Here is a 14,016-nt window from a genome sequence, read left to right on the forward strand (position 1 = left end):
TGAAGCTCTTGCCCGGGAAACAAACTCAAACTAACAGTCCCTTGTCCTGCCTCGCGGGTGGAGGAATTTGACTGACCACACCCGGAGGAATTTGAAGTGACCCGCGGGGCAGGGGGCAAATGCGGCGGACGGCAACGTCCGCCGCATTTTGCGTGTGCGGTGCTCGTGCCACGAACTCGTCATGCCCGGGCTTGTCCCGCCTGCGCGGCCGAAGCCGCTTCGGCGAGGCGAAGGCCCGGGCATCCACGTCCTTCGTGCCGCGGCAGAGGTCGTGGATGGCCGGGACAAGCCCGGCCATGACGGCCAGCGGCGGTTTGTGGGCGCAGGCGCTGAACCGCTACTTCCCCTGCCGATCAACCTTGTCCTTTTCCTTCTGGTTCATCTCCTGAACCTTCGGATCGGAGCTGGTCTGCCCGGTGGTCTGCGTGGTCGAGGGCGGCGGGGCGCCGGCGTTGGGAAGCGAGTTCTGCTCCGGCGCGGTGGGGCGCGTGGCGGTGGTCGGCGGGGTGGTGTTGCTTTGAGCGAACGCAGCCGTGGTCGTCATGAAAAAGGCGCCCGACAGCAACGAGACTGCGAGCGCCTTTGAGATGTTGGTCATCGATCTGCTCCTGTCAGATCGATGGAAACGGCGCGAGGCCGCTCAATGTTCCGCCTTAGGCCTCCAATTGCTTGCCGAGCGGAAGGTTGCGGATACGCTTTCCGGTCGCGGCGAAGATCGCGTTCATCAGCGCGGGCGCGAACGGCGGAACACCGGGCTCGCCGACACCGCTCGGCGGCGTGTCGGGTCCGGGCGGGACGATGTAGACGTTGGTGACAAGAGGAGATTCATCCATCCTGAGGACTTGGAAGTCGTCGAAGTTCTTCTGCTCGACCTTGCCGTCCTTGAAGGTGATCGCGCCGTATTTGGCGACGCTCAGCCCCATGATCGCTGCGCCCTCCATCTGCGAGGCGATGCGCTCGGGATTGACATAGGTGCCGCAGTCGATCGCGGTGTCGACCCGCGGCACCGTCAGCTTGCCCTTCTCGTCGACGGCCACCTCGACGATGGTCGCGATGTAGCTGACGAAGCTGCGGTGCACGGCAATGCCGAGGCCGTGGCCTTTCGGCACCTGACGGCCCCATTCGCCCTTCTCGGCGACCAGCTCGACCACCTTGCGCAGGCGCGCAGTGTCGATCGGGTAGCTGTCATAGGGCTCGCCGTAGTTCCACATGTCCTTCACCGCCGGCTTGACGATGCGGGGACTGCCGATCAGCGCGAGCAGCGTCTCCTTCTGGTCGCGCCCGGTCGCCTGCGCGATCTCGCCGACCATCGACTGCACCGCAAAGGCCCGCGGGATGTTCGAGACCGAACGGAACCAGCCGATGCGGGTGAACGCCGCGGCTTCCGGGTTCTCGCAGGAGATGTTGGCGATCTCGAACGGCATGTCGACGAGGCCCATGCCGAGCTCGAAGGGTGCCTGGTGGTTTGCACCCGCGGCGAAGGTCGAGGCGATGCTCGGGGCCACGCTGCGGTGGCGCCAGGCGATCACCTTGCCGTTCTTGTCGAGCCCCGCCTCGATCCGCTCGACCGAGACGGTGTGCAGAAAGTCGTGACGGACGTCGTCCTCGCGCGTCCATTGCACCTTCACCGGCGCGCCGAGCTCCCTCGACAGCAGTGCGGCCTCGAGCGCGAAGTCGCATTTCGACTTGCGGCCGAAACCGCCGCCGAGCAGCGTGACGTTCACCGTGACGTTGTCCTCGGGAATGCCGAGCGTCTTGGCGACGTCCTCGCGGGTGCCGCCGGGACTCTGCACCGGCGCCCAGATCTCCGCCTTGTCACCCTTGACGTCGGCGACCGCCACCGGCGGCTCCATGCTGACATGGGCGAGGTGCGGCAGATAGTATTCGCCGACGACGACCTTGTCGGCGGCCTTCAGCGCAGCGTCCGCGTCACCCTCCTGGCGTACGACGAGGCCCGGTTTGCGCGAGGCTTCCTCCAGCTCCTTGCGATAGGCGACGGAGTCGTATTTGCCGTTGGCGCCGTCGTCCCAGGTCAGCTTCAGCGCGTCGCGGCCCTTGATCGCCGCGCCGGTGTTGCGCGCGATCACCGCAACGCCGCCGAGCGGCTGGAATTTCGACGGCCACGGCCAGCCGCGCACCTGCATCACCTTCTCGACGCCGGGGACCTTCAGCGCCGCGTCCGGATCGAACGAGACCAGCTTGCCGCCGGTCACCGGCGGGCGTGCGATGACGGCGTATTTCATGCCGGGCAGGCGGACGTCGGCGCCGTAGCGCGCCTTGCCGGTGGTGATGTCGTGGAGATCGACGATGCCGATCTGGCCCTTGCCGAGATAACGGAAGTCCTTGGGGTCCTTCAGCTTGAGGCCTTCGATGCTCGGCACCGATTGCTTGGCTGCGTCCGCGGCGAGCTCGCCGAAGCCGAGCTTGCGGCCGCTGGCACTGTGGACGACCTCGTGGTTGACGGCCTTGACCTCGGTCGCCGGCACGCCCCAGCGCTTGGCCGCGGCCTGCTCCAGCATGGTGCGGGCGGAGGCGCCGATCTGGCGCATCGGGATCAGATAATGCCGCGTGCTGCGCGAGCCGTCGGTGTCCTGGTTGCCGAACTTGACCTCGTCGCCATGGGCCTGCTGCACCTTCACCCTGGACCAGTCAGCCTCCATCTCCTCGGCGACGATCAGCGGCAGGCTGGTGCGCACGCCGGTGCCCATTTCGGCGCGGTGAGCGAGGATGGTGACGGTGCCGTCGGGCGCAACGGCAACGAAGACGCGCGGATCGACCACGACGCCGTGCGGCATCTTGCCGGCGCCGGTCTCATAGGCAAACGCCTGGCGCGACATCACGGGTGCGGCGAGCACGAAGCCGCCGGTGATGCCGAGTCCCTTCAGGATACTGCGGCGCGAGACCTTCTCGACCTTGAGGTTCTTTTCGAAGCCACGGAGCTTCGTCGGGTTCTCGATGAAGTTCATGTCACACTCCCGTCGATGCGAGATGGACTGCATTCTCGATGCGCTGGTAGCAGCCGCAGCGACAGATGTTGCCGGCCATCGCTTCGCGGATCTGGTCGTGTGACGGCTTGGGATTCTCCATCAGCAGCGCGGCGGCCTGCATGATCTGGCCAGCCTGGCAGAAGCCGCATTGGGGCACGTTGACCTGGCGCCAGGCCTTCTGGACTGGGTGGTCGCCGTTCGGATGCAGGCCTTCGATGGTGGTCACCTCGCGCCCGGCGACGTCGTTGATCGACGTGATGCAGGAGCGCACGGCCTCCTTGTCGACGATGACGGTGCAGGCGCCGCACAAAGCCTGGCCGCAGCCGAACTTGGTGCCGGTCAGCCCGGCCTCGTCGCGCAGGAACCAGAGTAGCGGGAGATCCGGGTCGCCGTCCCAGCTCTGTTCCTGGCCGTTGATCTTCACCTTGATCATGATGGTCCCTCGCTCTTCATAAGCATGTCGATTTCAACATTGCCGACACAGGTCGGCGCACTGCCCGTTTCGTCGTGTCGCCGCATCCCTGCCTGGTCTCCTGCGCGGGCAAATCCCGGCAGCAAGCAGGAATGCGAATCGTGATGTCCGGATGTGCTCGATACCTCCCCGTCTTATTCTTGATTGATTGAATTCGCTCGGCATCGTGACGACGCGATCGTAGCAGAGACCGCGCCGGCCCGGCGTTCACAGCCGGGTGTTCTTGACGGGAAAGGATTGCAACCAAGGTTTGTCAAAAGCAGGGCGCGACATCACGCCGCTGCGCCTGCGAAATGTGCACGACGAAAAAAGCTTCGTCCGGCAGAGACTGCGCGGACGAAGCAGGATGCCTCAGTCGAGGGAGGGAGAAACGCAGAGGCGCGGACTTCGAGGGGGAAGTGGGCGGCACTGCGCAGTCATTCAGAGACCAGGACTGAGGAGCTCATCTGAAGAGCTCTTGGCCCTCGCATCTTGCGTCGTGCGAAGCGGAGGCATCGCAGCGATTTGGCCGGGGGCCGGACCGTCCGGCTCGCTGGCGATGGTCGGGGCCAGCGAGCGGACGGGCACGGCGAAGGTCTGGCGGGCCTGTTCAGGCGGCCTTGTCAGGCAGCCTGTTCAGGCGGCCTTGGCTTTCGCCACGTGGGTCGCGATCGCGTCCATCAGCGCCGGCGACAGGCAGTCATAGGGCTCGAGCCCGATTTCCTTCAGCCGCGAGCGGATGCCTGCCATCTGTTCCGGCTTTACGCCGGATTCGATCACGGAGGAGACGAAGGCGGCGAATTGCGGCGCCTGCGAGCCCTGCTCCTGGAACAGCTCGGGATGGATGAAATCGAGGCCGTAGAACGGGTGGCCCTTGTTCTCGATGCGGCCGTACATGTGCGTGCCGCAGGCCTTGCAGGCGTAGCGCTGGATCACCGCCGAGGGATCGACGATCTGGAGCTTGTCGCCGTTCTCGGTCACGCTGACGTTCTGGCGCGGCACCACGGCGACCACCGAGAAGTTCGCGCCTTGCGGCTTCCAGCACTTGGTGCAGCCGCAGGCGTGGTTGTGGGCGACGTCGCCCTTCACCGCGACCTTGACCGGGTGGTCCGTGCATTTGCAGACCAGTGTGCCGCCGGCAAAGTTGCCGCTACCCTGTTTGACGCCGTTATCGATCGAGGGATGGAGTGCAACAGTCATGGGTCGATCCTCCTTGGGTGTGACGCTTTCGAGCTAGAACACGACGACTGAACGGATGGATTTGCCCTCGTGCATGAGGTCAAAGCCCTTGTTGATCTCCTCGAGCTTGAGCACGTGGGTGATCATCGGATCGATCTGGATCTTTCCGTTCATGTACCAGTCGACGATCTTGGGCACGTCGGTACGGCCGCGTGCGCCGCCGAAGGCCGTGCCACGCCAGTTGCGCCCGGTGACGAGCTGGAACGGGCGGGTCGCGATCTCCTTGCCGGATTCGGCAACACCGATGATGATCGAGGTGCCCCAGCCGCGATGGCAGGCCTCCAGCGCCTGGCGCATCACGGTGGTGTTGCCGGTGCAATCGAAGGTGTAGTCGGCGCCACCATCGGTCAGGTTGACCAGATGCGCGACGATGTCGCCGGTGATCTTCTTGGGGTTGACGAACTCGGTCATGCCGAACCGGCGGCCCCAATCCTCCTTGGAGTCGTTGATGTCGACGCCGATGATCTTGTCGGCGCCGGCCATCTTGGCGCCCTGGATCACGTTGAGGCCGATGCCGCCGAGGCCGAACACGACCACGTTGGAGCCCGGCGTGACCTTCGCGGTGTTGACGACGGCGCCGACGCCGGTGGTGACGCCGCAGCCGATGTAGCAGCTCTTGTCGAAGGGCGCGTCCTCGCGGATCTTGGCGACGGCGATCTCCGGCAGCACGGTGAAGTTCGAGAAGGTCGAGCAGCCCATGTAGTGGTAGACCGGCTTGCCCTTGTAGGAGAAGCGGCTGGTGCCGTCGGGCATCACGCCCTTGCCCTGCGTCGCGCGAATCGCGGTGCAGAGATTGGTCTTCTGGCTCAGGCAGCTTTTGCACTGCCGGCATTCCGGCGTGTAGAGCGGGATGACGTGGTCGCCCGGTTTCACCGAGGTCACGCCCGGTCCGATCTCGCGGATGATACCGGCGCCCTCATGACCCAGGATCGACGGGAAGATTCCTTCGCTGTCGAAGCCGTCGAGCGTGTAGGCGTCGGTATGGCAGATGCCCGTCGCCTTGATCTCGACCAGGACTTCGCCGGCCTTCGGTCCTTCCAGATCGACTTCGACGATCTCGAGTGGTTTCTTGGCTTCGAAAGCAACGGCGGCACGTGTCTTCATCGTAAACTCCTCAAATTCTCTCAGGACGCCACGAGGTGGTATCGGTCCTGGTAACCTTCATTTCTTGCCCATGCAGGCGTCTTCCGCCTTGGTGTAGGTCTCGTTCTTCTCCTCCTTCTTGGAGGGACGTTGACGGCCCCACGCCTCGTCGGAGCGGGCGCGCAGATAGACGTAGAGATCGTCCATGTAGCAGGCGACGTTCGGGTTGTCGCCGAAGGCAGGCATAACGTTCTCCTGCGCGGTCGAGATATTCTTGCGACCGGAGGCGACGACGCCGAGGAAGTCGCCATAGCTCATGGTCTTGACCGAATCCTTCAACGACGGTGCGTAGGTGGATCCCATGCCGTCGGGGCCATGGCAGACGTGGCAGTCGGAATGATAGCGGCGATATCCGGAATAGGTGAACCAGTCCACGGTACCGTCGGCCGAAATCTTGTAGGTCGGGTTTCCTTCCTTATCGAGCCACTTTCCGTCGTCTTCCTTCTTGACGGCGGTCGGGTCGCCCGGACCGTCCGCAACGGCAATTCCCCCCGAGGTCACGAAGATGGTCGCAGCGATGACAAAGCAGATTTTACGCAAGAGATGATCCTCGAAGGCGTTCGGTGGAGACGAGCCGGCGCGTGGAGTTGATCCACGCGCCGGGGCGACACGAAGGGTGGGCTAGTTCGCTGCGGGCAGCGCGAACACGGTCAGCGTACCGCCGAGTGCCGTGTAGTTGCTGAGGGCCGCGTAGCCACCGACTGCGCCGAGACCGGCGGTCGGATCGGTCAGACCAGCTGCCAGACCGATACCGGCCCAGCCGCCCACGCCCGAGAGCACTGCGACATACTGCTTGCCGCCGTTCTCATAGGTCGTGACGTTGCCGATGATGCCGGAGGGAGTCTTGAACTTGTAGAGCTCCTTGCCGGACTTGGCGTCGACCGCCTTCAGGTAGCCTTCGAGCGTGCCGTAGAACACCACGCCGCCGGCGGTCGCGAGTGCACCCGACCAGACCGAGAACTGCTCCTTGTTCGACCAGACGATCTTGCCGGTCTTGCCGTCCCAGGCGATGAAGTTACCCATGTGGGTCTCGCCCGCCGGCGGATACATCGAGAGCGTCGCACCCACATAGGGCTGGCCCGCGGTGTAGCTCACCTTGAACGGCTCGTAGTCCATGCAGACGTGGTTGGTCGGAACGTAGAACAGCTGCGTGTCCGGCGAGTAGGCTGCCGGCTGCTCGTCCTTGGTACCGAGCGCGGCCGGGCAGATGCCCTTCACGTTGTGGTCTTCGCCGGCCTTGTCGGTCGACGCTGCGTCGAGCACCTTCGGGCGGCCATAGGTCGGCGAGTTCTTGTCCATGTCGACGCCGGAGGTCCAGTTCACCTTCGGATCGTACTTTTCGGCGACCAGCAGTTCGCCGTTCTCACGGTCCATCGTGTAGGCGAGGCCGTTACGGTCGAAATGGGTCAGCAGCTTGCGCGGCTGGCCGTTGATCTGCTGATCCGAGAGGATCATCTCGTTGACGCCGTCATAGTCCCACTCGTCGTGGGGCGTCATCTGATAGACCCACTTGGCCATGCCGGTGTCCGCGTCACGCGCGAAAATGGTCATCGACCACTTGTTGTCGCCCGGACGCTGCTTCGGATTCCAGGTCGAGGGGTTGCCCGATCCGTAATACACGAGGTTCAGAGCGGGATCGAAGGACATCCAGCCCCAGGTGCAGCCGCCGCCGATCTTCCACTGATCGCCTTGCCAGGTCTTCAGCGAGGAATCGGCTCCGACCGGCTTGCCGAGTGCCGTTGTCTTGGCCGGATCGACCTTGATCTGGTCATCCGGACCTTCGGAGAAGGCGCGCCAGACCTGCTTGCCGCTCTTGAGGTCGTAAGCGGTGACGTGGCACTGCACGCCGAACTCGCCGCCGGAGATGCCGACCAGGACCTTGTCCTTGACGACCAGCGCCGCCGACGTACCGGTCTCGCCCTTCGCGGGGTTGCCGTTCGTCGCCGACCACTCGACCTTGCCGGTCTTGGCGTCGAGCGCGACGAGGTTGGTGTCGGCCTGATGCAGGATGATCTTGCCGTCACCGTAGGACAGGCCGCGGTTAACCGTATCGCAGCACATCACCGGGATGACGTTCGGATCCTGCTTAGGCTCGTACTTCCAGACGATCTTGTTCTCGTTGGAAAGGTCAATAGCGTAGACCTTGTTCGGGAACGGCGTGTGGACGTACATCATGTTGCCGATGATCAGCGGGCCGCCTTCGTGGCCGCGCAGCACGCCGGTGGAGAAGGTCCAGGCGACCTGGAGCTTGCCTACGTTTTGTGCGTTGATCTGGTTCAGCTTCGAATAGCGGGTATTGGCGTAGTCTCCCGCCGGCATCACCCAGTCTTTGGGATTCTGCGACATCTTGATCAGCTCGTCATTGGCTGACGCGCTGCCGACGGCGAGCATCGCCGCGGAGCCAAGATAGGTCGCCATTAGCACCTTGCGCATAGTCATTCCTCCGTTGGTCTCGTTTATTGTTTCCGAAGCATTGCTTAATCACCGGGCTTCTCGTCCGGCGTCTGCTCGTGCAGGGCGGTCACGTTTGGGACCAGAAACGATGCTGTGCTGTTTCCTCCTCCGGATGAGAGCTATACGGGTCCACGTGCAGGAGAGGCCCGTTCTTGTTGTTCCTGCCGCAATCCCTAACGACTTCGTCATCGGGAAACTTGCCCAAGAGGGAAGCCGGTTTGCTTGACAGCGCACGGAGGCGAAGTTTTTGATTTTGCAGTAGCGAATTCAGCGGCTTCCGCGCGGCTTCGCGACGCCTTCGACGCTCAGGTTCCCCTTGACGGCGCTGCAACTAAGGCGGAGGATTAACCGTCAAGGGTGGCAATGGAACGATCGCGCTCGTTGCAACAGACCGCTCAAATTCGAGGTAAACGTCACGCAATCATGGCTGAGGGCTCCGGCAGCGCTGGTTGCGATTCGCGTCGAATCTGCAGATGAAACCAGCGGCTGGATTAATGTCCGACACCATTCACACGCTCTCGACGACCGGTCTGACGCCGAAGCGGCAGATCCAGAGCTGGATCGACGGGCTGACAAGCCTGTGTGGGCATTTCGATGTCGATCCGCTCGAGGCGTCCTCGCTCGAGGGCCGCATCGACTACACGAGCGTCTCGCGCCTGAAGCTCTGCCAGATCGAGGTCAGCCAGCATCGCATCGCGCACACGCTGGCGCGCGCCAAGGCCAATGAACACCCGTACATCAAGATTCACTTCCAGACCTACGGCGTGTCCTATTTCGAGCAGGAAGGCCGCCACATCGAGCTGAACCCGGGCGACATCATCGCCTATGACGTCTCCTGTCCGCATTCGATCATCAGCCCCGCCTTCACCCGCCACGACGTGGTGATCGTGCCGAAGGCCTTGCTGCGCGACCGCGGATTCCCGTCGCAGCGGATGCCGGCCTGCAAATTGTCGGCGAAGACCGGGACGGGGAGGATCGCCCATGATTTCGTCCATGCCACCTTCGACGAGGCGGCCAAGCTGTCGGCGAACAGCGCGGTCGGTGTCGCCGATTCGCTGATCGACCTCTTGCTGCTGCCGTTGCGCGAAGCGGACACGATGTTCGATCGCGTCGGGCCCGAGGCGATGTATGTGCGCGCGCAATTCTTCATCCGCGAGCACCTGCGCGATCCGGATCTGTGCATCGACCAGATCTCCGCCGAGCTCGGCTGCTCCAAGCGCTATCTGCACATGCTGTTCTCCGAGCGCGGCACCACGGTGAGCGACTACATCTGGCAGGCGCGCTTGCAGAACTGCCGCCAGGAGCTCGAGGCGCACGGCGGCAAGACCATCACCGACGTCGCCTTCTCCTGGGGCTTCTCCAGCTCATCGCATTTCAGCCGGGTGTTCCGGAAATATTTTGGCGTGGTGCCGTCCTCGATCCACAAGGCCCAGCAGGGCGCCGCGGCCTCGGGCGAGCATTAGGCGAGCGCCGCAGCCGACGCGGGCTGCGCCGGCGATATCTCTCAGGCCGATATGGCGACGTAGGGAATGCTGGTCACGAGAGCGACGAGCAGCACCGCGTTGCCCAGCATGCCGCTCCAATGCAGCCGGCGTAGCCGGTGCGGGGCTTCAGCATCGCCTGCGTCCCTCGCGCGGAGCTGGTCATCGATCCGCTGCATGAACCAGCGGCGCCCCCAGATGGCCAGGGCCGCGAGCAGGCCGACGCCCATCGCGGCGACCAGGCGACCGTCGAGCAGGAAAGCCAGCGCCCCGATCACGCCGGCGACGCGCATCACCAGAAAATGGGCGTTGAACATCCCACGCAAGAGCTGGGCGACGGGCTGGATATCGAGCTTCACCAGCAGGAAGGCGGGCGAGGCCAGCGTGAAATAGCCCATCGGAAAGAGCAGGATGATCATGACGGCAACGGCGACGCCATCCGGTGTCATGCGATCGGCCTTTCTTGTCCGCCGGTGAAGAGGTCCGGCACCGGCGCACAATCATAGCGGGAAAATGCGGTTCCGACACTAGGCTTTGGTCGGATGCCGGGCTGCGATGGGACAGCCCCGTGCGCCGCGCAAGGCTCAGGCCGGCTCGAGGCCGAGCGACCGCGCGCTCTCGATCCAGATCGGCAACTCGTGCTGATACACGGCATTGGTCTCCTTGAAGCCGATGGCCGGCTCGAGCACGAAGGTCGCGAGAACCTCCTTCACCTTCGGATCGCTGTTGGCGGCGACGCAGAGCGCCGCCAGGCGGTCGGCCACCGGCTGCGGCGTCGCCTTCGGCACGGCCCAGCCGGAGAAGCCGCTCACGGTGAAGAATTTCGACGTTGCGCCCTGCTCCGGGAGGGTCTTGATGGCGGGGATCGCGTCGACCTTCTTCGAATGCACGGCGAACACGGTGCCGCGATCGCTTTGCAGGACCGACTGCGCCGCCGTGTAGCTGCCCATTGCAGCATCGAGCGTGCCTTCCAGCATCCCCGTCCACATCGGCGCTTCGCCGCGGTAGTGAACCGGCTCGATGGAAAGACCGTACTGCTTGTTGAGCTCGTTGATCGTCATGTGCGGGGCCGAGCCCGCGCTATAGGTGCCGAAGTTGACCTTGCCGCTCTTGCGCGCGAAGGCGACGAAATCCTCCAGCGTCTTGACCCCGGTCTTGGGGTTCGCGACCAGCAACAGGCCGGCGCCCGGAATGACGCTGACCAGCGTCAGATCCTTGTCCATGTCGTAGCCGGGATTCTTCATCACGACCCGGTTCATGATGTAGGTGGTCGAGATCGAGCACAGGATGGTGTGGCCGTCGGGCTCGGCGCGGGCGACCTCTGCGGTGCCGATCGCGCCGGAGGCGCCGGGCTTGTTCTCGACCACGACGGTCTTGCCGACCTGCTTGGAGATGAATTCGCCATAGGCGCGCGCGAGCAAATCGGTCTGTCCGCCGGCGGGATAGCTGCAAATCATGCGGATCTGCCGCGAGGGCCAACTGCCTTGCGATGCGCCTTGCGCCGAGGCGCCGCGCGGGACGAAGGGCATCGCGAGTGCGCTGGTACCAGCGGCAATGAAGTGGCGGCGATCGAGTTTTGCGGGCATGATTCCCTCCTGATTTTTGCCGACCCTACTGCATCAGGCTGGGGTGGTAGGCGAGACAGATTGGCGCATTCGACAAGGCCGCGCGGTGCCCATTTTTCGCGTCATCCGGGCGATCGGGTCTTCCGCATGACCCGCAGCCAGACGATCTCGGTCAGGGCCACCGCAATCAGGCCGAACGTGCCGCCGATCAGCACGTTGACGATGCGCTCCTCGGCGATGCCGCTGGCGCCGCCGGCAAAGGATGCGGCGAGCGCGATGAAGAAGCAGCGCAGGCCGAAGCCGACGACGTAGCGGGAGAACGAGATCAGGGTGAGGGTGGCCGCGAGAATCGCGATGGCGTAGCCGACGCGGCTTTGCGGCAGGGCAAGGCCCGCGAGAAAGCCGAGCGGCGCGCCGACGAAGGCGCCGCTCGCCCGCTGCTTCAGCTTGCCGGTGGACGCTGTGAGGTCACCGACCACGACGCTAGCGGCCGACCACATCACCCATTGCCCCTGCGCGAGGTTGAAGATCTCGACCAGGGCGGCTGCGGCAAAGACCGCCATGGCGGTTGCCGCTGCGGGCAGAAACCAGTCGGCCGCGGGCGGTCCGAACGAGGTCGCGGCATTGCCGCGCTGCCGCTGGTCGTAAATCTGGATAGCGCAGACGAGCGCCAGCGCGATCGGAGAGGAGGCGATGATCACGCCGGCATGACGTATCGCTTCCCCGGCGCTCACGCCCTCCCGCACCTCGCAGGCGAGATAGACGGCGGGGATGAACACCCAATTGCCAAGCGTGCGGAAATGTTCGCCATAGCGCGTCCCCGCCACTGCAAGGAAGCCGGCGAGTGCCGTCAGCACCACGAATAGCGGCTTGACCGGAGCCGCAAGGAAAAGCGCGGCAAAGGTGACCAGAATGGCGAGATAATGCCACGCGACGACTTTTGGCGGAAAGTGCTGCCTCAGCGCCGGAATGAGCAGCGAGACCGCGACGAGCGCCAGGTTCAGCAGCGCCGTCTCGCGCGAGATGAAATAGGCGGCGACCATCGGGCCGACGACGATCAGCGCGCGCAGGAGTTCGCCGGTCTTGACTTCGCGGGAGAGGAGATCGCGCAAGTTGGTGGCGGTGGGTGTCGTGGGGGAATTCACGGGGCACCAAAGGGGCGAATGAAGCATGACGCGTAGCGCCGGACTACGCCTGCACCTTAGCGCGTGGAGCGATGGCCACGCCACACCCTAGCTGTCATCGCCCGGCTCGACCGGGCGATCCAGTACTCCGAGACGGTTGTGGTTCAGCCGATAGGCCACGGCGTACTGGATGCCCCGCCCCCGTGCGCAATTGCGCACTAGGCGGGGCATGACAGCGGAGTAAATGGCTACGCTCGCCCGCCACCGCTCCCCGCGTCGGACGACGTCACCTTTGAATGATCTTCGCCCAGACATCGCCGAGCACCGCAGGCTCGCGCGGCGGCAGATAGGTGAGGCCGGCCTGCTTGCCGAATTCGGCGATCTTGCCCTCGGCGGCAAGGCTGGTCAGCGCCTTGTTGACCGCGTCGATCAGTGCGCCGTCGCTGGCGAGCCCGACATAGCCGCGATTGGCGCCGATCGGATAATAATAGCCCGACGCGGTGATCGTCGTGTCGGGATGCGCGGCGCGGTGGGCGTCGAAACGGCCGAGGTCGATCAGCGTCGCGTCATGGTCGCCGCGCTGGAGCGCGCCGAGGAGATCGTCGCGGCCGGGGACGAGATGGGTGATGCTGTCGATCAGGCGGCCCTTGTCGAAGGTCATCAGGATGGCATCGCCCAGCGAGCCGCTCTCGATCGCAAGGCGAAGGCCGGCGAGATCGCCGATGTCACCGATCTTGCGGCCCTGCGCTTTCTGCCCGAGTACCACCGTCATCGGCGAATAGACGTAAGGCTGGCTCGGCGCGAGCACGCCGAGCGCGACGCGGCGGCGCCGGTCGTCGCGCGTGGCCCCGGCGAAATCCGGCAGGCGCGCCGTCTTCATGCCGGGCTTGACGAGGGAATCCGTCGTCAACGCATAGCCGCCGACCAGCGAGCAGCGCCCATCGGAGAGCAAGGCGTTGGCCTCGAGCTGTGGGCTCGAATCCTCGTCCAGCTTGCTCTCGAACCACTGGATCTTCAGCGGCCGGCCGATCCGGTCCGCGATCGCCTGCGCCAGCAGCACGTCGAAGCCGGCATCCGGCTTGCCCTTGTGATGCACCGAGAGCGGAGGCCGGTCCTCGTCGAGGCAAACCTTCAGCGGCTCATCGGCCGCGCGCGCAGCGATGGTCGCCGCCGCGAGGATCGCGGCAATGCTCCATGCGGCGAGCCAGGGTCTCATGGCTTTCTCCTGCTCGAGACGAAGGCCCAGAGATTGCCGATCTCGTCGTCGCTCAAAATGTCGGCCCAGGGCGGCATCTTGTTGTTCTTGCCGTTCTTCACCGTGGTGACGAAGCGCGTCCTGTCGTCGGGAAAGGCGCGCAGGTCCGGCGTGATGGTACCGGAATTCATCATGTTGGGGCCGTGGCAGTGCGAGCATTTCGAAGCATAGGTCGACTTGCCATAGTCGATCTGTGCCTGCACGGGATTGCCGGTTGCATCGTCCGCGGCAGGAACGGTCGCCGCAAGCGCGACCGTCAGCACCGCGACGGTGGCGATCGTCGCCACCGTCTTGTGAGATATGTCCTTCAGCATCGG

Annotated in this window: 13 protein-coding genes; 1 reads left to right on the forward strand and 12 read right to left on the reverse strand. The window is 64.5% G+C overall.

Features of this window, described 5'->3' with window-relative positions; genetic code table 11:
• Positions 1-337 precede the first annotated feature (337 nt).
• The 7 genes from QJT78_RS18180 to xoxF5 all read right to left on the reverse strand — a co-directional run bounded on the left by QJT78_RS18180 (position 338) and on the right by xoxF5 (position 8,253).
• Positions 338-598, reverse strand: a complete 261-nt coding sequence (locus QJT78_RS18180) for a hypothetical protein (RefSeq protein ID WP_028151274.1) — start codon at positions 596-598, stop codon at positions 338-340.
• Positions 599-653: 55 nt separating this feature from the next.
• A complete protein-coding gene (locus QJT78_RS18185) occupies positions 654-2,966 on the reverse strand; it encodes a molybdopterin cofactor-binding domain-containing protein (RefSeq protein WP_028151275.1) in 2,313 nt (770 codons plus the stop codon).
• 1 nt (position 2,967) lies between these two features.
• The gene (locus QJT78_RS18190) at positions 2,968-3,420 is read right to left on the reverse strand and encodes a (2Fe-2S)-binding protein (RefSeq protein ID WP_014493612.1); all 453 of its coding nucleotides are present in this window, start codon (positions 3,418-3,420) and stop codon (positions 2,968-2,970) included.
• 654 nt (positions 3,421-4,074) lie between these two features.
• Positions 4,075-4,638 (reverse strand): S-(hydroxymethyl)glutathione synthase, encoded by a 564-nt coding sequence (gene gfa / locus QJT78_RS18195; protein WP_014493613.1) that lies wholly within the window; start codon positions 4,636-4,638, stop codon positions 4,075-4,077.
• Between the two features lie 33 nt (positions 4,639-4,671).
• Positions 4,672-5,781 carry an S-(hydroxymethyl)glutathione dehydrogenase/class III alcohol dehydrogenase gene (locus tag QJT78_RS18200; RefSeq protein ID WP_014493614.1) on the reverse strand — a complete coding sequence of 370 codons (1,110 nt, stop codon included), beginning with the start codon at positions 5,779-5,781 and terminating at the stop codon, positions 4,672-4,674.
• Between the two features lie 57 nt (positions 5,782-5,838).
• Positions 5,839-6,321 (reverse strand): c-type cytochrome, methanol metabolism-related, encoded by a 483-nt coding sequence (locus QJT78_RS18205; protein ID WP_043900380.1) that lies wholly within the window; start codon positions 6,319-6,321, stop codon positions 5,839-5,841.
• 120 nt (positions 6,322-6,441) lie between these two features.
• Positions 6,442-8,253 carry a lanthanide-dependent methanol dehydrogenase XoxF5 gene (gene xoxF5, locus QJT78_RS18210; RefSeq protein WP_028151277.1) on the reverse strand — a complete coding sequence of 604 codons (1,812 nt, stop codon included), beginning with the start codon at positions 8,251-8,253 and terminating at the stop codon, positions 6,442-6,444.
• A 515-nt stretch (positions 8,254-8,768) separates the two neighbouring features.
• On the opposite strand from xoxF5, the gene QJT78_RS18215 reads away from it, so the two are divergent.
• Positions 8,769-9,737 (forward strand): helix-turn-helix domain-containing protein, encoded by a 969-nt coding sequence (locus QJT78_RS18215; RefSeq protein ID WP_014493617.1) that lies wholly within the window; start codon positions 8,769-8,771, stop codon positions 9,735-9,737.
• A 41-nt stretch (positions 9,738-9,778) separates the two neighbouring features.
• On the opposite strand, the gene QJT78_RS18220 is transcribed toward QJT78_RS18215, so the two are convergent.
• The 5 genes from QJT78_RS18220 to QJT78_RS18240 form a co-directional block, all read right to left on the reverse strand.
• A complete protein-coding gene (locus QJT78_RS18220) occupies positions 9,779-10,204 on the reverse strand; it encodes a hypothetical protein (protein ID WP_028151278.1) in 426 nt (141 codons plus the stop codon).
• A 135-nt stretch (positions 10,205-10,339) separates the two neighbouring features.
• A complete protein-coding gene (locus tag QJT78_RS18225; protein ID WP_028151279.1) occupies positions 10,340-11,341 on the reverse strand; it encodes a tripartite tricarboxylate transporter substrate binding protein in 1,002 nt (333 codons plus the stop codon).
• Positions 11,342-11,442: 101 nt separating this feature from the next.
• Positions 11,443-12,465, reverse strand: a complete 1,023-nt coding sequence (locus QJT78_RS18230; protein ID WP_028151280.1) for an FUSC family protein — start codon at positions 12,463-12,465, stop codon at positions 11,443-11,445.
• Positions 12,466-12,730: 265 nt separating this feature from the next.
• On the reverse strand, positions 12,731-13,660 hold the full coding sequence (locus QJT78_RS18235) for a transporter substrate-binding domain-containing protein (RefSeq protein WP_028151281.1): 930 nt from the start codon (positions 13,658-13,660) through the stop codon (positions 12,731-12,733).
• A complete protein-coding gene (locus QJT78_RS18240) occupies positions 13,657-14,013 on the reverse strand; it encodes a cytochrome c (protein ID WP_028151282.1) in 357 nt (118 codons plus the stop codon). Before QJT78_RS18240 ends, QJT78_RS18235 begins: the two co-directional genes overlap by 4 nt.
• Positions 14,014-14,016: the final 3 nt, after the last annotated feature.

The sequence above is a fragment of the Bradyrhizobium sp. Mp27 genome (genome assembly GCF_029953005.1).
Classification (GTDB): domain Bacteria; phylum Pseudomonadota; class Alphaproteobacteria; order Rhizobiales; family Xanthobacteraceae; genus Bradyrhizobium; species Bradyrhizobium barranii.

Coding starts and splice junctions, on each gene's coding strand:
- gfa (WP_014493613.1), bottom strand. CDS start 4,638: ATGACTGTTGCACTCCATCCCTCGATCGATAACGGCGTCAAACAGGGT.
- QJT78_RS18215 (WP_014493617.1), top strand. CDS start 8,769: ATGTCCGACACCATTCACACGCTCTCGACGACCGGTCTGACGCCGAAG.
- QJT78_RS18220 (WP_028151278.1), bottom strand. CDS start 10,204: ATGACACCGGATGGCGTCGCCGTTGCCGTCATGATCATCCTGCTCTTT.
- QJT78_RS18200 (WP_014493614.1), bottom strand. CDS start 5,781: ATGAAGACACGTGCCGCCGTTGCTTTCGAAGCCAAGAAACCACTCGAG.
- QJT78_RS18190 (WP_014493612.1), bottom strand. CDS start 3,420: ATGATCAAGGTGAAGATCAACGGCCAGGAACAGAGCTGGGACGGCGAC.
- QJT78_RS18225 (WP_028151279.1), bottom strand. CDS start 11,341: ATGCCCGCAAAACTCGATCGCCGCCACTTCATTGCCGCTGGTACCAGC.
- QJT78_RS18180 (WP_028151274.1), bottom strand. CDS start 598: ATGACCAACATCTCAAAGGCGCTCGCAGTCTCGTTGCTGTCGGGCGCC.
- QJT78_RS18185 (WP_028151275.1), bottom strand. CDS start 2,966: ATGAACTTCATCGAGAACCCGACGAAGCTCCGTGGCTTCGAAAAGAAC.
- QJT78_RS18240 (WP_028151282.1), bottom strand. CDS start 14,013: ATGCTGAAGGACATATCTCACAAGACGGTGGCGACGATCGCCACCGTC.
- xoxF5 (WP_028151277.1), bottom strand. CDS start 8,253: ATGCGCAAGGTGCTAATGGCGACCTATCTTGGCTCCGCGGCGATGCTC.
- QJT78_RS18235 (WP_028151281.1), bottom strand. CDS start 13,660: ATGAGACCCTGGCTCGCCGCATGGAGCATTGCCGCGATCCTCGCGGCG.